Source organism: Bradyrhizobium sp. LTSP849, from assembly GCF_000938255.1.
Classification (GTDB): domain Bacteria; phylum Pseudomonadota; class Alphaproteobacteria; order Rhizobiales; family Xanthobacteraceae; genus Bradyrhizobium.
Genome location: NZ_JYMR01000007.1, coordinates 80,947 through 103,215, shown reverse-complemented (window position 1 = coordinate 103,215; position 22,269 = coordinate 80,947). Strand labels below are relative to the sequence as shown.

At 63.3% G+C, this 22,269-nt stretch carries 26 protein-coding genes and 1 pseudogene; 20 read left to right on the top strand and 7 right to left on the bottom strand.

Annotated elements, in window-relative coordinates:
* Positions 1–560, bottom strand: a 560-nt coding sequence (locus UB31_RS06495; RefSeq protein ID WP_045009489.1) for an IS5/IS1182 family transposase, incomplete at its 3' end; no start/stop codon positions are given.
* A gap of 501 nt (positions 561–1,061) precedes the next feature.
* On the opposite strand from UB31_RS06495, the gene UB31_RS06490 reads away from it, so the two are divergent.
* The 3 genes from UB31_RS06490 (at position 1,062) to UB31_RS06480 (ending at position 5,325) form a co-directional block, all read left to right on the top strand.
* On the top strand, positions 1,062–1,553 hold the full coding sequence (locus UB31_RS06490) for a (2Fe-2S)-binding protein (RefSeq protein WP_045006006.1): 492 nt from the start codon (positions 1,062–1,064) through the stop codon (positions 1,551–1,553).
* Complete coding sequence (locus UB31_RS06485; RefSeq protein ID WP_045010257.1) at positions 1,550–3,832, top strand: xanthine dehydrogenase family protein molybdopterin-binding subunit; 2,283 nt, start codon at positions 1,550–1,552, stop codon at positions 3,830–3,832. The genes UB31_RS06490 and UB31_RS06485 overlap by 4 nt, the downstream gene beginning before the upstream one ends.
* Before the next feature lie 398 nt (positions 3,833–4,230).
* Positions 4,231–5,325, top strand: coding sequence for an HD-GYP domain-containing protein (locus UB31_RS06480; protein ID WP_045010256.1), 1,095 nt, complete (start codon positions 4,231–4,233; stop codon positions 5,323–5,325).
* A gap of 127 nt (positions 5,326–5,452) precedes the next feature.
* Here the strand turns inward: UB31_RS06480 and UB31_RS06475 are convergent, their stop codons facing one another.
* Together UB31_RS06475 and UB31_RS06470 are read right to left on the bottom strand one after the other, a co-directional pair.
* Positions 5,453–7,033, bottom strand: a complete 1,581-nt coding sequence (locus UB31_RS06475) for an AMP-binding protein (protein WP_045010255.1) — start codon at positions 7,031–7,033, stop codon at positions 5,453–5,455.
* A 97-nt stretch (positions 7,034–7,130) separates the two neighbouring features.
* The gene (locus UB31_RS06470; protein ID WP_045006001.1) at positions 7,131–7,541 is read right to left on the bottom strand and encodes a VOC family protein; all 411 of its coding nucleotides are present in this window, start codon (positions 7,539–7,541) and stop codon (positions 7,131–7,133) included.
* 110 nt (positions 7,542–7,651) lie between these two features.
* On the opposite strand from UB31_RS06470, the gene UB31_RS06465 reads away from it, so the two are divergent.
* The 6 genes from UB31_RS06465 to UB31_RS06445 all read left to right on the top strand — a co-directional run bounded on the left by UB31_RS06465 (position 7,652) and on the right by UB31_RS06445 (position 11,075).
* The gene (locus UB31_RS06465; RefSeq protein WP_045010254.1) at positions 7,652–8,626 is read left to right on the top strand and encodes a Bug family tripartite tricarboxylate transporter substrate binding protein; all 975 of its coding nucleotides are present in this window, start codon (positions 7,652–7,654) and stop codon (positions 8,624–8,626) included.
* 148 nt (positions 8,627–8,774) lie between these two features.
* Positions 8,775–9,053, top strand: a complete 279-nt coding sequence (locus UB31_RS06460; RefSeq protein WP_045010253.1) for a DUF3551 domain-containing protein — start codon at positions 8,775–8,777, stop codon at positions 9,051–9,053.
* 154 nt (positions 9,054–9,207) lie between these two features.
* Complete coding sequence (locus tag UB31_RS40230; protein WP_082078420.1) at positions 9,208–9,471, top strand: DUF3551 domain-containing protein; 264 nt, start codon at positions 9,208–9,210, stop codon at positions 9,469–9,471.
* Positions 9,472–9,524: 53 nt separating this feature from the next.
* Positions 9,525–9,977, top strand: coding sequence for an ArsR/SmtB family transcription factor (locus UB31_RS06455; protein ID WP_045010252.1), 453 nt, complete (start codon positions 9,525–9,527; stop codon positions 9,975–9,977).
* Positions 9,977–10,321 (top strand): SRPBCC family protein, encoded by a 345-nt coding sequence (locus tag UB31_RS06450; RefSeq protein ID WP_245305955.1) that lies wholly within the window; start codon positions 9,977–9,979, stop codon positions 10,319–10,321. Before UB31_RS06455 ends, UB31_RS06450 begins: the two co-directional genes overlap by 1 nt.
* Before the next feature lie 16 nt (positions 10,322–10,337).
* Positions 10,338–11,075 (top strand): DUF899 domain-containing protein, encoded by a 738-nt coding sequence (locus UB31_RS06445; protein WP_045010264.1) that lies wholly within the window; start codon positions 10,338–10,340, stop codon positions 11,073–11,075.
* A gap of 167 nt (positions 11,076–11,242) precedes the next feature.
* On the opposite strand, the pseudogene UB31_RS06440 reads toward UB31_RS06445, so the two are convergent.
* Positions 11,243–12,485 (bottom strand): annotated as a pseudogene (locus UB31_RS06440) (S1C family serine protease).
* Between the two features lie 203 nt (positions 12,486–12,688).
* Here UB31_RS06440 and UB31_RS06435 point away from each other — a divergent pair.
* The 5 genes from UB31_RS06435 to UB31_RS06415 all read left to right on the top strand — a co-directional run bounded on the left by UB31_RS06435 (position 12,689) and on the right by UB31_RS06415 (position 15,683).
* Positions 12,689–13,306, top strand: a complete 618-nt coding sequence (locus UB31_RS06435; protein ID WP_045010251.1) for a hypothetical protein — start codon at positions 12,689–12,691, stop codon at positions 13,304–13,306.
* Positions 13,293–13,667, top strand: coding sequence for a transcriptional regulator (locus UB31_RS06430; protein ID WP_045006035.1), 375 nt, complete (start codon positions 13,293–13,295; stop codon positions 13,665–13,667). The genes UB31_RS06435 and UB31_RS06430 overlap by 14 nt, the downstream gene beginning before the upstream one ends.
* 31 nt (positions 13,668–13,698) lie before the next feature.
* A complete protein-coding gene (locus UB31_RS06425; RefSeq protein WP_045010263.1) occupies positions 13,699–14,439 on the top strand; it encodes a di-trans,poly-cis-decaprenylcistransferase in 741 nt (246 codons plus the stop codon).
* 121 nt (positions 14,440–14,560) lie between these two features.
* Positions 14,561–15,097 (top strand): GNAT family N-acetyltransferase, encoded by a 537-nt coding sequence (locus UB31_RS06420; RefSeq protein WP_045010250.1) that lies wholly within the window; start codon positions 14,561–14,563, stop codon positions 15,095–15,097.
* Positions 15,098–15,194: 97 nt separating this feature from the next.
* Positions 15,195–15,683 carry a Crp/Fnr family transcriptional regulator gene (locus UB31_RS06415; protein ID WP_045006034.1) on the top strand — a complete coding sequence of 163 codons (489 nt, stop codon included), beginning with the start codon at positions 15,195–15,197 and terminating at the stop codon, positions 15,681–15,683.
* Here UB31_RS06415 and UB31_RS06410 read toward each other — a convergent pair.
* Positions 15,622–16,449, bottom strand: a complete 828-nt coding sequence (locus UB31_RS06410) for a metallophosphoesterase family protein (RefSeq protein ID WP_045005993.1) — start codon at positions 16,447–16,449, stop codon at positions 15,622–15,624. The genes UB31_RS06415 and UB31_RS06410 overlap by 62 nt on opposite strands.
* A 167-nt stretch (positions 16,450–16,616) precedes the next feature.
* Between UB31_RS06410 and UB31_RS06405 the strand changes: the two genes are divergently transcribed.
* From UB31_RS06405 to UB31_RS06395, 3 genes are all read left to right on the top strand, one after another.
* Positions 16,617–17,303 (top strand): DNA-3-methyladenine glycosylase I, encoded by a 687-nt coding sequence (locus UB31_RS06405; RefSeq protein ID WP_045006033.1) that lies wholly within the window; start codon positions 16,617–16,619, stop codon positions 17,301–17,303.
* 42 nt (positions 17,304–17,345) lie between these two features.
* Positions 17,346–18,074 carry an SDR family oxidoreductase gene (locus tag UB31_RS06400; protein ID WP_045010249.1) on the top strand — a complete coding sequence of 243 codons (729 nt, stop codon included), beginning with the start codon at positions 17,346–17,348 and terminating at the stop codon, positions 18,072–18,074.
* Positions 18,075–18,295: 221 nt separating this feature from the next.
* Complete coding sequence (locus UB31_RS06395) at positions 18,296–18,589, top strand: hypothetical protein (RefSeq protein WP_045006032.1); 294 nt, start codon at positions 18,296–18,298, stop codon at positions 18,587–18,589.
* Positions 18,590–18,648: 59 nt separating this feature from the next.
* On the opposite strand, the gene UB31_RS06390 is transcribed toward UB31_RS06395, so the two are convergent.
* Positions 18,649–19,557, bottom strand: coding sequence for a LysR substrate-binding domain-containing protein (locus UB31_RS06390; RefSeq protein WP_245305954.1), 909 nt, complete (start codon positions 19,555–19,557; stop codon positions 18,649–18,651).
* Positions 19,558–19,853: 296 nt separating this feature from the next.
* On the opposite strand from UB31_RS06390, the gene UB31_RS06385 reads away from it, so the two are divergent.
* Positions 19,854–20,420, top strand: a complete 567-nt coding sequence (locus tag UB31_RS06385; RefSeq protein ID WP_045010248.1) for a hypothetical protein — start codon at positions 19,854–19,856, stop codon at positions 20,418–20,420.
* A 27-nt stretch (positions 20,421–20,447) separates the two neighbouring features.
* Entirely contained in the window at positions 20,448–20,849 is a 402-nt protein-coding gene (locus UB31_RS06380; RefSeq protein WP_045010247.1) for a nuclear transport factor 2 family protein, read from the top strand.
* A gap of 70 nt (positions 20,850–20,919) precedes the next feature.
* On the opposite strand, the gene UB31_RS06375 is transcribed toward UB31_RS06380, so the two are convergent.
* Positions 20,920–21,270: a winged helix-turn-helix transcriptional regulator gene (locus UB31_RS06375; protein WP_045006031.1), complete on the bottom strand. Its 351-nt coding sequence runs from the start codon at positions 21,268–21,270 to the stop codon at positions 20,920–20,922.
* Between the two features lie 283 nt (positions 21,271–21,553).
* Here UB31_RS06375 and UB31_RS06370 point away from each other — a divergent pair, with 283 nt between their 5' ends.
* Positions 21,554–22,204, top strand: coding sequence for an NAD(P)-dependent oxidoreductase (locus UB31_RS06370; protein ID WP_045010246.1), 651 nt, complete (start codon positions 21,554–21,556; stop codon positions 22,202–22,204).
* The last annotated feature ends 65 nt before the right edge of the window (positions 22,205–22,269 follow it).

Sequence of the window (22,269 nt, the reverse complement as noted above, 5' to 3'; positions counted from 1 at the left end):
ATTTTATAGCCGAACACGCTCTTTTTGCCTTTCCGGCCCCAGCGAGCATCGCGATCCGCAGATGGTTTGGGTGGCGTATCCTCGCCATCCTTGCGTGCCTTGCGGGGCGGAGTGGCTCGTGCCGCGATTAACGAGGCGTCGACCAGCGTTCCCTGCTTGAGGATCAGCTTCTTGGCCTCCAACTGCCGATTGATCTCAGTGAAGATCTTCTCGATCAGACCGTCCTTGGCGAGTTCCTGCCGAAACCGCCACAATGTCGTGTGATCCGGGGTCTGATCGTGCAGGCTCAGACCAACAAAGCGGCGGAACGACAACCGGTCTGCAATGGCCGCTTCCAGCGCGGGATCAGACAGATTGTGCCAGATCCCGGCGAGCAAGCAGCGAAGCAAGACTTCCGCCGGATAGCTGCTGTTGCCGGCACCATCGCCGCCCCGCTTGCCAAGCAGCGAGCGCAGCGGCGCCCAATCCACAACAGCCTCCACCTCATCCAGGATGCTGCTTCGCGGTGCCCGAACCAGGCCATCCGCCAAGCTCATCTGACCGACATTGCGCTCAACCATGGCTCCCCTCGCTAGAATCAGCCATGATTCAAAGAATCACGTGCAGCCGATTATGCAAAGCCCTCCTTGTGGGAGAGGGTGGCTCGCCGCGTAGCGGTGAGACGGGTGAGGGGTATCTCTCCGCGCACGAAACTGCCTATTGAGTTCGCGGAGAGATACCCCTCATCCGGCGCTTTGCGCCACCTTCTCCCACAAGGGGAGAAGGGAAGCTCGCGTCTGCGGTTGCACTCTAGCTCGCCAAGTTACCTCGAAGAAACTGCCTGACCGCAATGGCATCCATGCTCGGCGCGCTCTCTTGTTGTGTCCAGTCGCTGCGCCAGCGCCGTTGTCGCAACGCACAACAGACAGACACTGCGTTTGGTTCGATCGATTCCAAATTGCATTTGCCTCTGCGCGCGAACGCGATCATTCTTGCAATCAAGGCGGCCGCCGGCCCGGTGGGCGTCCGCTACACAAGTTGCCGCCGTAAGCGGCTTCATGCACCGGCAGGGGAAGACGCCTATGCCAACGCTCACCATCAACGGGCGGAGTCTGTCCGTGGATGCGGCCAACGACACGCCGCTCCTTTGGGCCATCCGCGAACAATTGCAGATGACCGGCACGAAATTCGGCTGCGGTGCCGGCCTGTGCGGTGCCTGCACCGTGCACGTCAACGGCGAAGCCGTCCGCTCGTGCCAGACCATGGTCGGCGATGTCGCCGGCAAGAAGATCACCACCATCGAAGGCCTCTCCGCCAAGGGCGATCATCCCTTGCAGAAGGCGTGGATCGCCGAGCAGGTGCCGCAATGCGGCTACTGCCAGTCCGGGCAGATCATGCAGGCGGCGTCGCTGCTGGCGAAGAATTCCAATCCGACCAAGGAAGAGGTCGTGGCGCATATGGACGGCAATCTCTGCCGTTGCATGACCTATTCGCGGATCCAGAAGGCAATCATGCGCGCCGCCACCGAGATGCGCACCGCATCCGCCGCCGGCAACGAGCGGAGGCCCACATGAACAAGCACGTGAAGACCATCACACCCGAGACATCAGATCTCAGCCGCCGCTCTTTCCTGGTCGGCACCGCCGCCACCGGCCTCGTGCTCGGCTATGCCGGCGTGCCCGGCATCGGTGAGGCGCTTGCTGCGCCTTCGAATTTCGAGCCGAGCGTCTGGTATGCGATCTCGCCCGATGGTTTGGTCACCGTGACCTGCGGCAAGGCCGATATGGGCCAGCACATCGCCTCCACCATGGCGCAGATCGTCTGCGAGGAGCTGGGCGCGAAGTGGAGCGACATGCGGGTCAACCTCGCCTCCAACGATCCAAAATTCAACGACCCCGTGCTGGGGGCGCAGATCACCGGCGGCAGCTGGTCGACCATGATGAATTTTGACGCGATGAGCCGGGCGGGCGCCGCCGGACGCATGGCGTTGACCGAAGGTGCGGCCGCGTCCATGGGCGTGCCGGCAGGCGAGCTCGCAGTGCGCGACTCCATGATCGTGCATGCGAAGTCGAAGAAGCAGATGTCGTTCGCCGATGTCGTGAAGAGCGGCAAGGCGACCAAGACCTTCACGCCGGACGAGCTGAAGGCGATCAAGCTGAAGACGCCGGATCAGTATTCCATGATCGGCGTATCGGTGCCGCAGATCGACATCCCCTCCAAGACCAACGGCACGGCCAAGTACGGCATCGACGTGATGATTCCGGGCATGGCCTATGGTGCGGTGGTGACGCCGCCGGTGCGCTACGGCGCTACGGTGAAATCGGTCGACGACAGCGATGCGAAGAAGGTGCCGGGCTTCATCAAGGCCGTCACCCTCGACGACAAGACCCAGACCACAACCGGCTGGGTGGTTGCGGTCGCGAACACCTATGCCAACGCCAAGAAGGCGGCGGCGGCGCTGAAGGTCAGCTATGACGGCGGCCCGAACGCGAAGGTGTCGAGTGAGTCGCTGCTTGATGAGGCCAAGCGGCTTCAGAAGCTCGATGATTCCGGCCAGTTCTTCGTCAAGGACGGCGATCCCAATGCGGCGTTCGGCACGGCCGCCAAGGTGCTGGAGGCGGAGTACACCACCAGCATCAACATCCATGCGCCGATGGAGCCGATGAACGCCACCGCGGAGTTCAAGGGCGATATCCTGCACATCTATTCCGGCAACCAGTTCGCGACGCGCTCCGGTGCGATCGCTGCCGGTGCAGCCGGGATCGATCCGAAATTCGTCGTGATGCACCAGATGTGGCTCGGCGGTGGCTTTGGCCGCAGGTTAGACGCCGACATGATGGTGCCGGCAGTGCAGGCGGCGAAGGCCGTGGGCAAACCGGTGAAGGTGATCTACACGCGCGAGAACGACATGACGATGGATTTCTCGCGTCCGCTCACCTTCCAGAAAGTGAAGGCCGGCGTGGACGGCGACGGCAAGCTGGTCGCGCTCAGCCACGACGTGGTCTCGGCCTGGCCGACCCAGCGCTGGGGCATCCCCGACTTCCTGTCGCCCTCGGTCGACAAGAAGGGGCCGCTCGACGCCTTCACGGTCAACGGTGCGGACTTCTTCTACTCCGTGCCTAACCACCATGTGCGCGCGATCAAGAACGAGATGGCCCACAACGCCACCCCGTCGGGTCAGCTCCGTTCGGTGGCGCCGGGCTGGACGTTCTGGGCGATCGAAAGCATGGTCGATGAGATCGCGGCTGCGACCAACCAGGATCCGGCGCAGTTCCGCATCGCGCTGCTTGATGGCAAGGGCAAGAACGACGGCGGCGCGCAGCGGCTGCGCAACACGCTGCTCGCGGCGATGGGGCTTGCCGGCTACGGCACGAAGAAGCTGCCGAAAGGCGAGGGCATGGGCGTGGCCTGCGTGTCGTCGCAGGAACGCGCGTCCGCGAGCTGGACGGCGTGCGTCGCCCATGTCGCGGTGGCGCCCTCGGGCGAGGTGACCGTGAAGAAGCTCACGGTCGCAACCGACGTCGGCACGCAGGTGCATCCCGACAACATCCGCGCCCAGGTCGAGGGTGCGGCGATGTGGGGCCTGTCACTGGCGATGTACGAAAAGGCGACGCTGAAGGACGGTGGCATCGAGCAGACCAATTTCGATGGCTATACGCCCTTGCGCATGAGCCAGGTGCCCGAGGTCGCGATCGCCGTGATCGCCAATGGCGAAAAGGCCACCGGCGTCGGCGAACCCGCGGTGACGGTGATCGCCCCGGCCATCGGCAACGCCATCTTCAACGCCTCCGGCGCCCGCGTGCGGGCCTTGCCGATCACGGCCGAGGCCGTGAAGGCGGGCATGAAGGCGTAAGGCGGCCTGCGATCGTGACGTAACATGATCCGCCGGAGGGCAACCTCCGGCGGATTTTTTTAGCAGGCCGCCTCCACAATCTCGCTGTCATGCCCGCGAAGGCGGGCATCCAGTACGCCGCGGCTTCTCGGTCCTAGCCGCGCCGTCTCGGCGTACTGGATCGCCCGGTCAAGCCGGGCGATGACGGCAGGGGCGGGGGCGAGAGCGTCCAAAATTCTCCTTTGCCATCAATGGCCTTTCTACTGTGCATGGGGTTGTTTTCGTCGTTTGATCGGAGCGCTGATCCGTAAAATTGCGCGCAATTCCGGCAGGTTCCATTGAGCACGCCTCTTAAGGGCCGGAGAACCTGATCCGGCTTAGGCTGACGCCAAATACAGTCCCGTGCTTTTGGGGAAGCCATGAACGCGCCAGCCAAATCCGCCGCCAAACGCCGGCTTCTGCTCGCCTCCGACCGGAGCGACGAGAGCACCGAGCTCGCCAGCATCCTGAAGGCGGTCGGCGACGTCTCGACGGTCACGACTCAGGCCATTCCCGAGCAGCCGTCGCGCGATCTTTCCGGCCTTGTGGTCGACATCAATCTGCGTTCGCCCGAGAGCGTGCAGCGGGTGCGCAACAAGCTGCGCGGCGATGCCTATCGTTCGATGCCGCGGCTGTTCGTGCTCGCCGACGCGCTTCATCACGGCACCATGCAGGCCTGGGCACTGGGCGCCACCGACACCATCTCGCGGCCGCTCCAGCCCGACGCCATTTTGCAGCGCATCCGCGCTGCGTTTCCCGACACCACGATCTATGACGAGACCGATCGCGGCAAGACGCTCAACCGCGGCGTCGAGGCGGCGCATGCGGTGCTGCGGAAGATGTTCGAGAAGCTGCCGCTCGGCATTCCCCTGACCTTCGACGACATCATCGCGGCCGAGAGCAAGATCCTCAAGGCGATCAAGCACTCCTCGTTGCGCGAATGGCTCACAGCCGTCGGCTGCCACCATGTCGGCAGCTATCGCCACTGCCTGTTCGTCACCGGATTCGCGGTCTCCTTCGCGCAGCATCTCGGCATGCGCGAGGACGACCAGCGCCGGCTGACCCGCGCCGCGCTGCTGCACGATGTCGGCAAGGCCTTCGTTCCGTCCGTGCTGCTGGACAAGCCGGGCAAGCTCACCGACGAGGAGATGGCGGAGGTCCGCCAGCATCCGCGCCGCGGCTATGACGCGCTGGCAGCGCAAGGTGGCTTCCCGCCGGAGATGCTGGATGTGGTGCTGCATCACCACGAATTCCTCGACGGCTCAGGCTATCCGAACGGTCTGTCCTCGAACCAGATCAGCGACATCGTGCGGCTGACGACCATCGTCGACATCTACGCCGCACTGGTCGAGAAGCGCGCCTACCGCATGCCCTTCACCCACTCCCGCGCGTTTGCGATGATGGAAGGCATGGGCGGCAAGCTCGACCAGCAGCTGTTGCAGGCGTTCCGGCCGGTGGCGCTGGGGTCGTTCTGATCTCGGCATTCTCCACTACCGTAGGGTGGGCAAAGGCGCGCTCTTAGCGCGCCGTGCCCACCATGCATCCGCATTTGGTGAAGATAGTGGTGGGCACGCTTCGCTTTACCCACCCTACGGCACCGCTTCACCCCACCATCTTCCGCAGTTCCGCCTTCGCCACCTTCTCCAGCGTCGAGCGCGGCATGTCGTCGACCAGCCTGATCTCGCGCGGCACCTTGAAGTCGGCGAGGCCTTTGCGGCAGGCGGACATCACACGGTCGTGCAGGTCGGGCGCAGCAGCCGCGACGCCGCCGTGCGGGATGATGAAGACCACCGGCACCTCGTCCAGCATCGGATGCTTCTTGGCCACCACGGCCGCCTCGCGCACGCCGGGGACGAGCGCGACCACCTGCTCGATCTCGGAGGCCGCGACGTTCTCGCCGCCGACCTTCAGCATGTCCTTGGCACGGTCGCCGAACCTGATGAAGCCGTCCTCCAGCAGCGTGACGCGGTCGCCGGTGACGAAGAAGCCGTGCTCGTCAAAACTCTCGCGCGTCGCCTTTTCGTTGTGGAGGTATTCGGCGAACAGCGACAGGCCGACAATGCCCTTGATCGAGAGATCGCCGGTGCCGCCGATTTCAGTCGGCCGTCCGTCATCATCGGTGATGCGGATCTGATATTCCGGCGCGGCGCGGCCGATCGACATCGGGATGTTGGGCTGATCGACCTCGCCGACGATGCCGTGGGTGATGGTCTCGGTCATGCCCCACCAGCCGATCATCTTGACACCGAACGCAGCGAAGGCCGGCGGCTCGTTGATCGCGGTGCCCCACAGGCGGAATTTGTGATCCCTCGGGACCTCCTGCTCGAGCAGCGCCTTCATGCAGAACGGAATGGTCGAGGTCCAGGTCGAGCCGTGCTCGCGCGCGACGCCCCAGAACCTGCTCGCCGAGAACCGCGGCTGGATCACGCAGGTGGCGCCGACCCACAGCGTTGCCAGCATGGAATAGGCCAGCGCGTTGGTATGGAACAGCGGCAGGTAGGCCTGGTGCACGTCGCTTGCATGCAGATCCTCATGCGCGGCGTTGATCTTAGCGCCCCACAGCGCGTTGGCGTGGGTCCACAGCACCGCCTTCGGCCGCGATGTCGTGCCTGACGTATATTGCACGCTGCACGGCGCGAGCGGATCGGTCGCGCCGCGCGGGCGGTCGGCGCTGTCGGCAAACAGTGACTCGAAGCTGTCGCCGCGTGAAACGGCCTGCGCAGATGCAGCGCCGGCATCATGCGAGGTCACCGCCAGCCAGCGGATGTTGCGGCAGTTCTGCGCGACGATCTCTGCATAGGCCGGCTGCGTGATCGCGGCGACTGCGCCGCAATGATCGGCGAAATACTCGATCTCGGCCGGTGCCGAGCGCGTGTTGGTGGTGACCGCGATGGCCCCACACTCCACGCAGGCAAACCAGGCCAGCATCGCCTCGATGCAATTGTCGAGATGAATGAGCACATATTCGCCGGGCTTGATGCCGCGTCTGGCGAGCCCCGCGGCCAGCGCGCCGACCCGCTCGTGAAATTCACCATAGCTCCAGCGCCGCGCCGGCGCGTCGAACGGTGCCCAGATCAGGAACGGATGTGAGCTGCGCACCTCGGCGCGCATTTTGAGCAGCCAGGGCACGTCGAGCCCGGCAAATGGACCTACGATTCCGGCCGCGGATTGCGAATTCGGCATGTGTCCTCCCGTGCAGCCTGCTTCGAGGCGGCTGCTTTCGTTATCGGGAGTCTTTCTGCCATCGGATGGCGCGGGGAGCAAATGCGCCAGCCGCGCCTCAGGCCTCGTACGACGAAATCTCGATCAGGCTGCCATCCGGATCCCGGCAATAGACCGAGCGTAGCGTGCCGCGGGCGCCTTGCTTGGGAACCGGGCCTTCCGCGATCGCGACGCCATGTGCCTTCAAATGCGCCACCACCTCGTCCGGCGATGAGGAGGTGAGGAAGCACAGATCCTCACTGCCGGCGGTTTGGTGGTCGGCGGTGAACCACTCCACCTTGTCGGCATCGCGCGGCCGGACATTGATCTTCTGTTGACCAAATTGAAGCGATGTCCGCGGCGCTTTGCCGCCGCCGGGCTCGAACACCTTGACTTCCATGCCGAGGATTTTGCGATACCACTCGGTGGTCACTGCGACGTCGGCGACGTTGATCACGAGATGATCGAGGGCTTCTACCTTGACCGGCATGCCTTATCCTTTCGTCGCCATGTTCGTTGCGCACTTTCCGCGTGCGGCGCGCTTTGTTACAACGCCGCGGACGCCACTTTCAAGAACAACACTTCGGGAGAACCCTTGAGATGATCACTCGCCGTACCGCGCTGGGCCTGCTCGCCGCCACTCCGCTTGCAGCCAGCCCGCTGTCGAAGGCCTTTGCCGCGGACTATCCGACCCGGCCGGTGAAGTTCGTGGTCGGCTATCCGCCGGGCGGCGCCACCGACATCCTGGCGCGGCTGATCGGCCAGCGGCTGTCGGAACGGCTCGGCCAGCAATTCGTGATCGAGAACAAGCCGGGCGCCGGCAACAATATCGGCACTGAATCCGTCATCAACGCCGAGCCCGACGGCTATACCGTGCTGCTGGTCAATCCGGCCAACTACATCAACGCCACGCTTTACACGAACCTCAAGTTCAACTTCGTGCGCGACATCGCGCCCATCGCCTCGTTCCAGCGCACGCCGAACGTGATGACCGTCAACAAGGATGTGCCGGCGAAGACCGTCGCCGAGTTCATCGAGTACGTGAAGGCCAATCCCGGCAAGGTGAACATGGCTTCGTCCGGCAACGGCACCTCGGTGCATCTGTCCGGCGAGATGTTCATGTCGATGACGGGCTGCAAGATGCAGCACGTGCCCTATCGCGGCGCTGCGCCCGCGATCACCGACATGCTCGGCGGCCAAGTCCAGGTGATCTTCGACAACATGCCCTCGATCATCCAGCACATCCGCTCCGGCTCGCTTCGCGCGCTCGGCGTCACCACGGCGCAGCGCTCGCCGCAATTGCCCGACGTGCCTGCGATCGGCGAGACCGTGAAGGACTACGAGGCGAGCGCACTGTTCGGCATGGGTGCGCCGAAGAACATGCCCAAGGACATGATCGCCAAGCTCAACAGCGAGATCAACGCGCTGATGAAGGAGCCCGAGATGACCAAGCGCCTGGTCGAGCTCGGCGGCGACCCGCTGGTGCAGACGCCGGAGGCGTTCGGCACGGAGATCGAGGCCGAGACCGCGAAGTGGAAGAAGGTCGTCGAGTTCGCCGGCCTCAAGGTCGAGTAGCGATCTTGTGATGTCCGGGAATGGAGCCCTGCCGTTCGGCAGGGCTTTTTCTTGCGTGCTTTGTTCGGTTGATCTGGAATAAAGCGGCTTGGCGAAACCTGATGATAGATGGCGCGTATCTCGCGCCATGGAGAGAGGAGTTGGGATCATGCGCAAGATGCAATTGGCGCTGCTGGCGCTGGGCGCGATAGTCCTTGCCGGTTCCGTCACCGTCACGCCCGCCGCGGCGCACGACTATCCCTGGTGCGCGCAGGGGGGGGAGTACGACTATCCCGGCGAATGCGCCTACAGCACCTATGAGCAATGCCAGGCCAGCGTCTCCGGCCGGCTGCTGTTCTGCGGCCCCAATCCGCTGGTCGCTTATGGTCAGGTGCAGCAGCCGCAACCGCATCCGCGGCGGAAGATCCGGCATTCCGTGCCGTATTGATGCTGATCAAGTCAGTCGTCCTGGCAGTGCTTTGGTCTGTGGCCAGCGATAGCCGCCTCGATTTCTATGAGACGGCTCTGGAATAAACCGGCCTCCCGAAACCTGACTCTATGCGAGGCGCGCATCTCGCGCGGCAAGCTTTGGAGGTCGGGTCATGCGCAAAACGCAATTGGCACTGTGCGTCATCATTGTGGCGGGGGTCGCCGGCACCTGTCCTGCACGGGCGGACTATGATTATCCGTGGTGTATCACTGATTCCGAATATGGCTACCCCGGCGACTGCTCGTATCAAACTCGTCAGCAGTGCCTCCTGAGCGCATCGGGCCGCAAGGGATACTGCGACGTCAATCCGCGCTTCGTCCCGAGAAGTTCGCCGCAACAGCAGGCGCCACGCGGGCGGCGCGTTTCGCCGAATTAGTCGCGCCAGGGTTCCGGCTTGACGCTTCCAGCTTTGCGCCTATACTAAACCTTATGGTTAAGTATCAGGATGAGGCGCTGGACCAGACCTTCGCGGCACTGTCCGACCCGACGCGGCGCGCATTGCTCGCGCGGCTCGGCGAGCGGGACAGTCTGTCGGTGAGCGAGCTGGCGGCGCCGTTCCCGATCTCGCTGCCGGCGATCATGAAGCATCTCGACGTGCTCACGGATGCCGGCCTGATCGTGCGCGAGAAGAGTGGCCGCACGGTCGCCTGCCGGCTCACCGCGCAACCGATGCAGCAGGCGATGAACTGGCTCAATCGCTACGCGCAGTTCTGGTCCGACAATCTCGACCGCCTTGCCGCCTTTGTGGAGAAAGACCCATGGCCAACGCAATCGTCGACGCCGAGCCCCGCACAACCGAACTCCCAAGCCTCACGCTCACGCGCCGGCTCCGCGCGCGGCCGGAAAAAGTCTACGCCGCCTGGACGCAAGCCGAGCAGCTAGTGCAGTGGTTCGGGCCGCCGAACATGAAGCCGGCGACGCTGAACGCCGATCTCGATGTCCGCACCGGCGGCCACTACCGCATCAGCTTCACCCGCGAGGACGGCGAATATTTTGAAGCCGGCGGCACCTATCGCGAGGTCGTGCCGAACGAGCGGTTGGTCTTCACCTGGGCCTGGCACTCGACGCCGGAACGCGAATCGCTGGTGACGATCTCGCTGAAGCCGGACAGTGCCGGCACCTTGATGATCTTCCATCACGCCCAGTTCTTTGATGAGACCGCGCGCGACAACCATCAGCGCGGCTGGAGCTCGTTCTTCGACAAGCTCGACGCCTTCGTCGCCTGACCCCATGGAGGACACCATGCAGCAACATCAGATCGTCTCGCGCGAGCAATGGATCGCAGCGCGCAAAACCCATCTGGCGCATGAGAAGGAGCTGTCCCAGGCCCGCGAACGCCTGGCCGAAGAGCGTCGCGCGCTGCCCTGGGTCAAGGTCGACAAGAATTACGTGTTCGAAGGAGCGAACGGCAAGGTCACGCTCGGAGATCTCTTCAAGGGACGCCCGCAGCTCGTGGTCCAGCACGTGATGTTCGCGCCCGACTGGGAGGCGGCCTGCAAGAGCTGCTCGTTCTGGGCCGACGGGTTCGAGCGCATGGTGCCGCATCTGGCCGCGCGCGATACAACCATGGTCGCGATCTCGCTGGCGCCGGCCGCAAAGCTCGAGGCCTTCAAGATTCGGATGGGCTGGAGCTTCGACTGGGCCTCCTCGGGCGGCAACGACTTCAACTACGATTACGAAGTCTCGTTCACGCGCGAGCAGATCGACAAGGGCGTCCAAAAATACAATTTCGGCACCACGCCGTTCTATGGCCCCGAGCTGCCCGGCATCAGCGTGTTCTTCCGCAACGAGGCCGGCGAGATCTTTCACACCTATTCCTGCTTCGCCCGCGGCCTGGACATGATGAACGCGGCCTATCAATATCTCGATCTCACCCCGCTCGGCCGTCACGAGGACGGCTTGCCCTATCCGATGGACTGGGTCCGCCTGCGCGACCAATACGAGCCGCGGGCGGCGAAGGGGGCGTGCTGCCACGGGTGAGGGGGCGCTGGATCCACACGAACGGTGTCATCGCCCGACTCGATCGGGCGATCCAGTATTCCAGAGACAGCGATGGGATACGGAGAGGCCGCGGCGTACTGGATTCCCCGCTTTCGCGGGGAATGACAGCGGGCTTTGGCGCGACAGCGCGCGCCTATCGTCTTCAACTACCGCTTCGCGTCGGCCTGCTCCGTGCCGTTACACGAGATCAGCATCGTATAGGCGCGTGCGTTGCCCGCAATGTCGGTTGTCTTCAACTCGCTCTTCGGCTCGGTGGTCTGGTAGGGCACCACGGAATTGTCGAGGAAGTCGCGCAGCGCGCCGGTCTTGATGGCGAAGTTAATGTTCTCGGGGATGTTGCCGGTTGCTGCGGCGATCCGCAATCCATCGAGCTTTCCGGTGACCACGCCCACGATCTGCCCGGTGGTGTCGAACAGCGGGCCCCCCGCTGTTGCCGGGTTGCACGGGTGCACTGATTTGCAGGAAGCGCGAATCGTTGCGCATACCGCTGAGCGAGCTCACGATACCGGTCGTCACGGTGAAGTCCGAGGTCAGCATCCCGTGGTAGGGAAAGCCGATCGCCACCACGGAATCACCGGAGCGGATTGAGCGGTCACGGATCCGGGCAAACTCCCTGAATGTCGCCGTCGACGGTGCCTGCAACAGAGCGAGATCGTTGTTTGCGTCGCTTGATACGACCCGCAACACCATCGCGGCCTCGCCGGTGAGATTGCCCTTGAGGTCGCTGCATCCGTCGATCACATGGTTGTTGGTGACGACGTGTCCGTTGGCGCTCACCACGAAGCCGGTGCCGCTCTTGGCTCTGACAGGCTTGGTGGCGGGAGGTGTGCCTTGCTTGTCCGCCGTGGCTGCCGGCTTCGCCGCCCCCTTGGTGAAATCGCCGGCCTTGCTGAGCCCGTCGGCTTTCACCCTGGTGACGCAATTGGCCAGTGCCGCGATGACGGGTCCGGTCGAGGTCAGATCGAAATTCAGGACGGTGCGGCCCGCCGTTGCGACCATCAGGCTTGCCTTCTGGAACGTTCGCACGACGTTGGCCGGCATGATGGATGTCAGCATGTTCGACTGATTGGCAGTGGCAAACAGCCTGGCCTGCTCCTGCCCGTCGAAAATAACGTCGATCGCGGCGTTCTCGCCCTTGTTGAATCGGTAGCTGGGGCTTGCGAAGCTCAGTAGCCACGAGCCGGCAGCATTCTGGGCGACGACGAGAATGACGCCGTTGGCGTAGGGCGCCGTTGCGGCGCAATGGGAGAAGGCGCCTGTCTCGTCATTGCTGAAGGCGCCGCCGATCCAGTTACCGACATTGACGGTGCCGAACGGCCCCGCCGCATTCGCTGCTCCGACAAGACTCAGCTGTAAAAGAGACGCAACGACAAAAGACTTAAGCCACATAATTTTCCCCCCGGAACGGCCATCGGGCGCATCTTATCTGCGCGGGCGGGTGTCGCGCAACCGGCAGTTGTCCAGCGGGATGCCGCCTGCAGCCCGCGACATTCCGGCTTGCCTTTACTTTGTAATGCGGTATACTTTGCAATACAAAGTAACGGGGCGATGGTCCCGGAAACATGGGGTGGAGCGGGGCTTTGGCGTTGCCGATGCGCGATCTCGACAAGGCACTGGCCGACATCGTGGCGATCCGCAGCCAGATTGCGGCCGGCACGGCGTTCCGCGGCTATGGCCCGGCGACGATGGCTGCGACCGGCGTGGTCGCGCTTGTCACGGCGATCCTGCAATTCTGGCTGCTCGGCGATCCCACGAGCGAGCCGCTCGGGTTCTTTTTCGGCTGGTTCATTGCGGCAACGCTGTCCGGCCTGATGATCTGGATCGAGATGCGCGCGCGCTCGCGCCGTCATCATTCCGGACTTGCGGACGCCATGATTCACCAGGCGGTCGAGCAGTTCTTGCCCGCGGGCGTCGCCGGCGTGCTGCTCGCGGTGGTGATGTGGAAGTTCGCCACCGAGATGCTGTGGCTCCTGCCGGGGCTGTGGCAGATCCTGGTGTCGCTCGGCATTTTTGCGTCCGTCCGCTCGCTGCCGCGTACCGTCGCGTTCGCGGGGGCCTGGTACTTCATCTCGGGTTTTGCAGTGGTGGTGCTGGCGAGCGGAACCCACACGCTGTCGCCATGGACCATGGGACTGCCCTTTGTGATCGGCCAGTCGGTCATGGCGGCCATTCTGTATTTTGCGTCCGGAGACAATGATGTCGAAGATTGACAGCGCGCCTTTCTCCTATGAAGGGCTCGACCGCGTGATCCACGAGAAGGCGAGGCTCGGGCTCCTGACCTCGCTGATGGCGTATCCCAAGGGACTGGCGTTCGCCGATCTCAAGCAGCTCTGCGGCCTCACCGACGGTAATCTCAGCCGGCATCTTGCCGTGCTTCAGGAGGCCGGCCTCGTCGAGGTGACCAAGGGCTACGAGGGCAACCGCCCGCACACCACCTGCCGCCTGACCAAGAGCGGCCGCCGCCGCTTCCTCGACTATCTCGCCGTGCTCGAGCGGTTGGTACGCGACGCTGCCAAGGCCGCCGGCCGCGAAGCGCCGGCACTTGGACGTCTCGGCATTCTTTCGACCTGATAGCCCCCTTTTTTTGACCGGAGACTTTGCGATGCAAAGTGAGACCACGTCCCCGAACGAGAAGCTTCATGTCGGCATCATCATGGACGGCAATGGCCGATGGGCAACGCGGCGCGGGCTCTCGCGCATGCGCGGCCACGAGGCCGGCGTCGAGGCGATCCGCCGCATTGTCGAGGTCGCACCCAAGCAGGGCATCGGCACGCTGACGCTCTACGCGTTCTCGACCGACAATTGGCGCCGGCCCAAGGCCGAAGTCGCCGCGCTGATGACGCTGTTGCGTTTCTATCTTGCCAACGAAGTGCAGAGCCTGGTCAAGAATGGCGTGCGTCTCAACGTGATCGGCCGCCGTGACCGTCTGCCAGACGGCATCGCCAATGCCATCGCGCGAGCCGAAGAGGCCACCGCGCACGGCGCCACGCTGCATTTGCGCATTGCCGTCGACTATTCCGCGCGCGATGCGATCCTCAACGCCGCGGCCAAGGCCGCCGCGCTGACCAGCCTCACGCGTGAAGCCTTCTCGCAGCTCGTCACCGGCGAAGCCGGCTTGCGCGACGTCGATCTCATCATTCGCACCAGCGGCGAGAAGCGGCTGTCGGACTTCCTCTTGTGGGAAGGCGCTTATGCGGAGCTGCACTTCACCGAGCGGATGTGGCCGGAATTCGATTCGGGCGATCTCGCCGCGGCCCTGGGCTCGTTCCATGGTCGCGAGCGTCGCTTCGGCGGTCTCCAGGCGATCATGCCAGAGGAGGTGCCGTCACTCTCGCGTGTGTGACGTGCGGCACGCTGCAGCGAGCTGTTCGTTTTCGGCCGCATGATTGGCAGCAATGTCCAAGCGGTCAGTATGCGGTCTCGGTTAGGTGTGCGGTCCACGCAACCTGCCGAGAGCGCCGTACATGTCTCAGATATTTTCGGGTGCCGTCGTCGAGCCGGCCGAGCTGGCCAAGGCGAAAGGCGCGATCTACATCAGGGCTGCCGGCGCATCCGATGTGGAGAATCTCTCGATCTACTTCACTGGCCTTTCCACAACATCGCGGAACAAGCGCTTCATGGGAGCGCGCGCCGATGTTGCAGTGGTGGCGGCCGAATGCCTCTCAAGGACGGACCATCCTGACCATTTCACGCTGCTCGCCGAACTCCGGCGTGACGGGCGGAGCACGATCGTCGGCGAAACGCGATACGCCTATGATGCGACGGCCCGGCACGGCGAATTTGCCATCTCGGTCGCCGATGCCTTCCAACGCATGGGCCTTGGCTTCCACATGATGACAGCGATGGAAACGCGCGCGATCGATCTCGGCCACGCCATGATCGCCGGCGAGACCACGCGAGTGAACGCTGAAATGCGCGGCCTTGCGAAGAAGGCCGGGTTCAGGGATAGCGGCCTTGGGGACTGGCAGTCGGTTCACCTCGCAAAACGCCTGTCGCGCTGACCGGGCTTGCCGAACGGGCGTATGGCGCGCTCGAAAACCGCTGCACGTTTCTGCGGATCGTGCTCTACTGCCCACTCGTGGCGGGAGTTTTCGCAAGATGCGCGCAGTCCTGGATCATTGCACCGGCGGAACAGAGCGGCAGGTTGTGGCCGGCACGCTCGTTGTCAGCGAGGGCGGCACCAGCAGCGGCCACCTCTACGTGCTTGTGGAGGGGAAGCTCGAAGTGCTCAAGGGCGACATGGTGGTCGCGACCATCGCCGAGCCTGGCGCGGTGTTCGGCGAGATGTCCGTGCTGCTCGGGCTGCCGCATACCGCAACGGTGCGGGCCTGCGCGGATTCGATCATCTACGAATTCGAGGACGCGGCGTCGTTCCTCATACAGCGGCCGGAGGTGGCGCTCCTGCTCGCGCGCACGCTGGCGCAGCGGCTCAACGTCGCCAACACCTATCTCGCCGATCTCAAGCGGCAATATGCCGGCCACGGCACGCACCTCGCGATGGTCAGCGAAGTGCTCCAGAGCATGATCAACCTGCCGCCGCTCGAGGTCTCGCCAGGCTCGGATCGGCAATCCGACCCAAGGATGTAAGCCAGTCCGGCGGATCCTCGACGTAAGCGGCTGGCCGTTTCAGCGGTGCACTGAGATCGATCCATTGCGCTTCTCCGGCGGCCAGCCAGAACGCCTTGTTCGCATCGAGATCCAGCACGATGTGCGTCGGCGGTCGTCCGGATTGCAGGCCGGCGTTGAACGCCCAGGTCTGGCCCAGCCGGTCGAACCACGAACCGTCCTTGATGAAGGGCGACTGATGCACATGGCCCGAGATCACCATCGACGGCTGATACTGCATGATCCACTGCACCAGCTCGACATCGCCGAAGAAGCGCTTGCCGCCCCAGCTCGTCGGTGAATTCGCCGGCGGCGCGTGATGCGCCCAGATCCATCGTGGCGGACGGTTCACGGAGGCATCGCGCAGCTGGTCGGCAAGGCGCTGCTTGACCAGTGGTCCATCCCACCATGGGCACACCGTGAACAGCGTGTCGCCGATGGTGAGGTTGTCGCCATCGCAGGCGATGCCGAGCTCGCGCACCTCCGAGATCCAGCGAGAGATCTTCTCGCCTTCCGCATTGCGCTCGTCGAGGTCGTGATTGCCGGAGCAGAGGATGACCTTGGTCTGCGCGGTCAGAAGCGCGAGGTATTTCTTCACCACCACGATCTGGGCGCGGAAATCCACCATCGAGCCGATGTCCAGCGCATCGCCGGCAAAGATCACCAGGTCGAATTGCGGTGCCGCGCTGACCAGCCAGTCGAACTGCGGCAGCGAATAGTGCAGGTCGGCCACGACCAGGCAGCGCATTGAATGTCCGTCGGTGGGAGATTGAAAATAAAAGGGAATTCGAAAAATTTATGAAGCAAGAAGCAGACCAGCACGGCTTCGTCGCCGGCGCAAGTGTCGGTGCGTCGCAGGGCTGGACCGGGTCGTCGAATTCTGATGTCGTGGCGCGGCCTCAACGCGGTGACCGCATGACCTCGTTCAAGACCATTCGTGCCCGCGCCGAGAAGCGCAAGGGCGGGCCCAAGGCGCTCGACAGACTGATGCCTGACAAGCCCGATCCGAAGCGGCTGGCCAGGCTTGGCGACGACCGCATCCTCGCCGAGATGACCAGGCGGGTGTTTTGCGCGGGCTTTGCATGGAGCGTGATCGATACCAAATGGGATGGTTTTGAAGACGCGTTCCTGCGCTTTGCGCCGGCCAAGCTCACCTTTCAGCCCGAAGACTATTGGGAAGCTCTGCTGCGCGACACGCGCATCGTGCGCAACGGCGCCAAGATCATGTCGGTGCGCGACAACGCCGCCTTCGTGCAGGAGATCGCAAAAGAGCACGGCAGTTTTGGCAAGTTTCTGGCGGCGTGGCCGTCGTCCGACGAGATCGGCCTGCTCAATCTCCTGGTCAAGCGTGGCAGCCGGTTGGGCGGCAACACCGGTCAGATGCTGCTGCGCTTCGTCGGCTGGGACGGCTTTGTCACGTCCAGGGACGTCGTTGCCTGTCTGCGCGATGCCGGCCTCGATATCGCCGAAGAGGTGAAGTCCAAGGGCGATCTCGCCAAGGTGCAGGCGCAGTTCAACGCCTGGGCCAAGGAGACCGGCCTGCCCTACACACATCTGTCGCGCATCTGCGCGCTGTCGGTCGGCGAGGTCAGAGGCGAGTAGGGTGTGCGGCGCCGTTTGGTGTCATGCGATCGGGAGGAACCTATGGCCGACGAGCTGGAAGGCAAAATTGCCGTCGTGACGGGGGCCGCGTCGGGCATCGGATTGGCCAGCACCGAAGCGATGCTGGCCGCAGGCGCGCGCGTGGTGACGGTCGACCGCGACGCGGGCGCACTGAAGGCGCTTCGCGACAAGCACGGCGATGCCGTGATCCCGCTCGTCATCGATCTCCTTGACCCCAAAGACTGCGCCACGCTGCTGCCGCAAGTTCTGGAGAAGGCGGGCCAGCTCGACATCCTGCATGCCAATGCGGGCGCCTATGTCGGCGGCGATCTCGTCGATGCCGATCATGGTGCGATCGACCGAATGCTGAACCTGAACATCAACGTCGTGATGAAGAACGTGCGCGACGCGCTTGTTCACATGATCGAGCGCCGGAGCGGCGACATCATTGTCACGAGCTCGCTCGCGGCCCATTTCCCGACGCCGTGGGAGCCCGTCTATGCATCGTCGAAATGGGCGATCGATTGTTTCGTGCAGACGGTGCGGCGCCAGGTGTTCAAGCACGGCATCCGCGTTGGGTCAGTGTCGCCCGGTCCTGTCGTCACGGCGCTGCTCGCGGACTGGCCCGCGGAGAAGCTGAAGGAGGCGAGGGAGTCGGGAAGCCTATTGGAGGCCAGCGACGTGGCCGAGGTCGTGATGTTCATGCTGACGCGGCCGCGCGGCATGACGATTCGCGACGTCATCATGCTGCCCACGAATTTCGACCTCTAGACCTCCGGGGGCGTGACCGGCCGGCGTCGGAATGATGTGCATGATGTGGCGTCAGCGTGCTGAAGGCGCGGCAGACGAACCGCCTCATCACAAAATCCATCGTCCAGGAACATTTGCGCGCTGCACCAGTTCGGGAGCTTGAGCCAGCTGAACAAAGGCCCAGGGAACTCCCGCCTTTGCCTCAGCCAATGAAACCGGACGGGACAGAAACGGAGCAGCACATGAAGCTCACATCCGAGCAAGTGAAGCAGACCATCAATCAACTCGGCGCCCAGGTGCTCCCCGACGAGCATCCCGCCATGCCCCAGCTCAACAGCATGTTCGGCGAGCATACATTTTTTGTCGACGAGAGCGGGCTCAAGGTGCTCGAGCCCACCCCATCGCCCGGCGCGGAACGTCAGACGGGCGAAGTCGTCAGCCTTGCCGAATGGAGCGATGCGGATCTGACGCGATTGACGGCACACGAGCCCGAGCCGACTGGCGTGATCGTGGTGTTCGAGCACGCCAGGCACTGACCGTGATCGGTGCTGTCAAGCCGACGCTTGCGCCGTGCCGCGAAGCAGGCACGGCGCAGCTAAGCGGCTAGGGAGCCCCGGCGAGCTTGCCGACCCGCGAAAGCAGCAGCTTCAGAATCGGCGAATTGTTGGCCTTGTGATAAGCGGAGGACCAGATCGATCGTAGGGGCTTCTCCCAGCACCGGACGGGTGGTGATCTGCTCGGGCAGGTACCGTTTTGTGTAAGCCGGCAACATCATGATCCCGCGCGTCGATGTGATCATCGATATTGCGTGCACGACGTTGTGCACCTCATGCTCCGGCTTGAGATCGATGCCTGCGCGGTTGAAATAGTCCAGGACGACGCTGCGCACCGCGGGTGCAGCCCTGGACGGAAGGTAGAAGGTCTCGCTTGCGATCTCCTGCGGCGCGACGGTCGCATGCGATGCCAGGCGATGATCGCTCGGGAAGACAAAAATCAGCGGGTCGGTGCGAACGCGACGGCAGGCCAGATCGCCCATGTTGTCGCCCATGTTCTCTTCCCGCCGCATGAAAGCCGCATCGAGCTTGCGCCTTATCAGGGCTTTGGCGAGCACGGGAGAATATTCGCTCGACAGGCGGATTTCGAGACCCGGAAACGCGCCGCGCAGGAGCCGGTCCACCTCGGGCAGCAGGCCGATTTCGGCGCCCGACAGAAAGCCGAGCGCGAATGTCGGCTTCGGCGGCTGAGCTGCTCGCAGTGCCGCCTCCTTTGCAGCCTCGGCCTGAAGCAGCGCCATCCGCGCATGGTCCAGAAAAGCCCTGCCGGCCGACGTCAACTCGACGCCGTGGGCGCTGCGATGCATCAACTGAACGCCGACCTCTTGTTCGAGATCCCGGATCTGCCGGCTGAGAGATGGCTGAGACGTGTGGAGCGTCTGTTCGGCCGCTACGGTCAGACTACCGGCGTCGGCGACGGCGATGAAGTAGCGGAGATGCCGTAGCTCCATCCTAATTCCCCATGTCTTGAGGCCATGTCTTGAGGGCCATATCTCGCAGGCATGGGGCCAGCCTACAAAGTCTTTTTCAGGCTCGCTAGCGGCTTTTATAGCAAGACGCGAAACATAACCGGGGTCTGCCTGGCAGGCAGGGCATGATCGTCGCCGCGCTCCGTCCACGAGGCGGACGAGATGAAAGCACGCGCATGTGTCACGGCATTAAAACGTTGTTGCTGCTCGTTCTGGTGATGACAGGAATCGGCGGAGCCGCAGCGCAATCCCCACCCAACCAGATAAGAGCAGGCGGCATGGATACGGACGTCACCAAGATCAAAGAGGCGGTGCTCGGAAGCTGGGAAAGCATCGCACCGGAGGTGCGGCCCAGCAAGAACCCCGACGGTTCGCTCAAGCCGTTCTACCTCAAGCGCACCTTCAGATATCTGCCGTCCGATCGGTTCGAACTCGAGGTCGTCAACTCGGCCGATCCCTACGGGGCCGTGCCGCTCGTGCGCATCAGGATCGGCGGCCACATGCTGTGGCAGGGCGCGCATCCGATCGCTCCCGGCGCGCAGAAGGTCGATTTCGTCGCCGACGAGACCTACGAGGTCACGCCGCTGGTGCCGGGATTTGTCGATGTGCTGAACAAGGTCGCGTCAGCCGGATACGCGCCCTGGGCCGTCAACGCGCCCCAGAGCATATTCGGCAAGACGTTCGTTCCCTTCGGTCTCAAGGAAGGGACGAATTTCATGGAGTACGACCTCGTTTATCTCAGAGGCGATCTGCTGTTCTGGGGCGCGCGCAATATCGACGGCCGTGGCTTCGATACCGAGCAGAACCGGCCGACCAATCTGCAAATCCCGCTGGTCCGGAAATAACCTCCGGGCCTGGCAAAGGGCACGATCATGATCAAGTCGGGCGAAGACGGTCGGGTGCAAATCGTCCTGAACGCGTTTGATACGCTCTTCAACAAGCGCGACTACGCTGCCGCCGAGCGCTTCTGGTCGCCCCGCTACATCCAGCACAGCGCGCATATTCCACCGGGCCGTGACGGTCTGTTCGATCTGGTAAGGAGCTTGCCCGCGACGCTGCGCTACGAAAACCACATTGTGGCAGCGACGGGTGATTTCGTCATTCTCCACGGGCGGTTCAGCGGTCACGGCCTGCCGGCGGCGTGGGTCGTCGCGGATATCGTGCGCATGGAAAACGAAGTTCTCGTCGAGCACTGGGACGTGATCCAGGACGAGGCCACGCAGGCACAATCACGCAGCGGTCTGCCGATGTTCGGCGACAAGTTCCCAGCTTGAGGAGCGGGCAGCGCGAGCGTCGCGCCCGCATCGAGCCTTGCGAATGCGATATTCTGCGGAACTACATTGCTCAATCCTTCGAGTCGTATAGCTGCTGAGCTTCTTCGATTTCATGCCTATTGTGCCGTGCCCATTCAGCTAGAACAGCGAGCGGCTTGGTCAATGTGAATCCCAGAGGTGTGAGAGCATATTCGACGCGCGGGGGCACCGTGGCGAACGCAGTCCGCCGCAATAGACCGTCGCGCTCCAGTCCTCTTAATGTCAGAGTGAGCATTCGGTGCGAAATGCCCGGTATGTCTCGCATGAGTTCGTTAAACCGATGCGTTCCCTCTGACAGGTTGCCCAGGACCATAACGGTCCACTTGTCTCCGACCCTGTCGATTATTTGTGCGAGAGAACGACACTCGACGCGCGGATCCATCCGGTCGAATTCTTCAGGCGTGGCCTCGGTCGGCACCGTCACTCCTCCAGTACGAACACGCCTGTTCGTAAAGAACATTTTCATGCGTTCTTGTGCGTATAACGCGTTCGCTTATCGTAAGGAACAAATTGTTCCTTCGGAGTGCTGCAGTGACGATCAGTTCGCTGGATACTGGGAGTGAAGTTCTCGCCCTTCCTGGGCTTACCTATGCCAGCGACGGCCCTGACGGGACCGCTGCGCGGCTAACCAGCTTCTTCCATGAGATCGAGAAGGGGGGCAGGGCATGAAGGTCGCGGTTTTGGGAGCGACCGGGAGCATCGGAGCCCTGGTCGTCGATAAACTACTGGCCAACGGCCACGACGTAGTTGCGGTGTCCCGATCGCCAGCTCTGCCACGTCAACCAGCGACACGATTTTCGCAGGAGAACGGCGATCTCACCGACACCGGCTTTGTGTCGAAGGCCGTTGCTGGTTGCGATGCGGTCGTGTCGTGCATTGGCCAGAAGCGGGCATCCAAAAGCCTTTTCGCGAAGCGAACGTCACCCCCTGACATTCTTCGCCGGAGCGCAGCCGCTACTCTCAATGCTATCGGCAGTGGCTCGCAACACTTTGTGTATCTCAGCGCTTTCGGAGTTGGGGAGGACCGGGGCAGACATGCGATGCTGTTTCGTATCATCCTGCGGATGAGCAGCATCCACGACGCGTACCTGGATCATGCTGCAGCCGAGGCCGCTATTCGGGCATCGCGAGTAGGCTGGACCATCATCCGCCCGCCTGGCTTGACCGAGAAGGACGAAGAGATGCCCCTCATCGACAAGAGCGATCGGTGGTCCTCGTTTGAGACCATATCGAAGCGCTCACTCGCCAGGTTTCTGGTCGAGTGCGTAGAAAAGCGTGGCCCCTTGAAGCGGGCGATTACGATCGGCGCTTTCTGACTGTCCGGCAAAATCGCAGCCACCCGACGATGCGGGTCGGAGAGATCACGTCGATCGCCTTTGAA

Coding starts and splice junctions, on each gene's coding strand:
- UB31_RS06490 (WP_045006006.1), top strand. CDS start 1,062: ATGCCAACGCTCACCATCAACGGGCGGAGTCTGTCCGTGGATGCGGCC.
- UB31_RS06485 (WP_045010257.1), top strand. CDS start 1,550: ATGAACAAGCACGTGAAGACCATCACACCCGAGACATCAGATCTCAGC.
- UB31_RS06480 (WP_045010256.1), top strand. CDS start 4,231: ATGAACGCGCCAGCCAAATCCGCCGCCAAACGCCGGCTTCTGCTCGCC.
- UB31_RS06475 (WP_045010255.1), bottom strand. CDS start 7,033: ATGCCGAATTCGCAATCCGCGGCCGGAATCGTAGGTCCATTTGCCGGG.
- UB31_RS06470 (WP_045006001.1), bottom strand. CDS start 7,541: ATGCCGGTCAAGGTAGAAGCCCTCGATCATCTCGTGATCAACGTCGCC.
- UB31_RS06465 (WP_045010254.1), top strand. CDS start 7,652: ATGATCACTCGCCGTACCGCGCTGGGCCTGCTCGCCGCCACTCCGCTT.
- UB31_RS06460 (WP_045010253.1), top strand. CDS start 8,775: ATGCGCAAGATGCAATTGGCGCTGCTGGCGCTGGGCGCGATAGTCCTT.
- UB31_RS40230 (WP_082078420.1), top strand. CDS start 9,208: ATGCGCAAAACGCAATTGGCACTGTGCGTCATCATTGTGGCGGGGGTC.
- UB31_RS06455 (WP_045010252.1), top strand. CDS start 9,525: ATGGTTAAGTATCAGGATGAGGCGCTGGACCAGACCTTCGCGGCACTG.
- UB31_RS06445 (WP_045010264.1), top strand. CDS start 10,338: ATGCAGCAACATCAGATCGTCTCGCGCGAGCAATGGATCGCAGCGCGC.
- UB31_RS06435 (WP_045010251.1), top strand. CDS start 12,689: ATGCGCGATCTCGACAAGGCACTGGCCGACATCGTGGCGATCCGCAGC.
- UB31_RS06430 (WP_045006035.1), top strand. CDS start 13,293: ATGTCGAAGATTGACAGCGCGCCTTTCTCCTATGAAGGGCTCGACCGC.
- UB31_RS06425 (WP_045010263.1), top strand. CDS start 13,699: ATGCAAAGTGAGACCACGTCCCCGAACGAGAAGCTTCATGTCGGCATC.
- UB31_RS06420 (WP_045010250.1), top strand. CDS start 14,561: ATGTCTCAGATATTTTCGGGTGCCGTCGTCGAGCCGGCCGAGCTGGCC.
- UB31_RS06415 (WP_045006034.1), top strand. CDS start 15,195: ATGCGCGCAGTCCTGGATCATTGCACCGGCGGAACAGAGCGGCAGGTT.
- UB31_RS06410 (WP_045005993.1), bottom strand. CDS start 16,449: ATGCGCTGCCTGGTCGTGGCCGACCTGCACTATTCGCTGCCGCAGTTC.
- UB31_RS06405 (WP_045006033.1), top strand. CDS start 16,617: ATGACCTCGTTCAAGACCATTCGTGCCCGCGCCGAGAAGCGCAAGGGC.
- UB31_RS06400 (WP_045010249.1), top strand. CDS start 17,346: ATGGCCGACGAGCTGGAAGGCAAAATTGCCGTCGTGACGGGGGCCGCG.
- UB31_RS06395 (WP_045006032.1), top strand. CDS start 18,296: ATGAAGCTCACATCCGAGCAAGTGAAGCAGACCATCAATCAACTCGGC.
- UB31_RS06390 (WP_245305954.1), bottom strand. CDS start 19,557: ATGGAGCTACGGCATCTCCGCTACTTCATCGCCGTCGCCGACGCCGGT.
- UB31_RS06385 (WP_045010248.1), top strand. CDS start 19,854: ATGGATACGGACGTCACCAAGATCAAAGAGGCGGTGCTCGGAAGCTGG.
- UB31_RS06380 (WP_045010247.1), top strand. CDS start 20,448: ATGATCAAGTCGGGCGAAGACGGTCGGGTGCAAATCGTCCTGAACGCG.
- UB31_RS06375 (WP_045006031.1), bottom strand. CDS start 21,270: ATGGATCCGCGCGTCGAGTGTCGTTCTCTCGCACAAATAATCGACAGG.
- UB31_RS06370 (WP_045010246.1), top strand. CDS start 21,554: ATGAAGGTCGCGGTTTTGGGAGCGACCGGGAGCATCGGAGCCCTGGTC.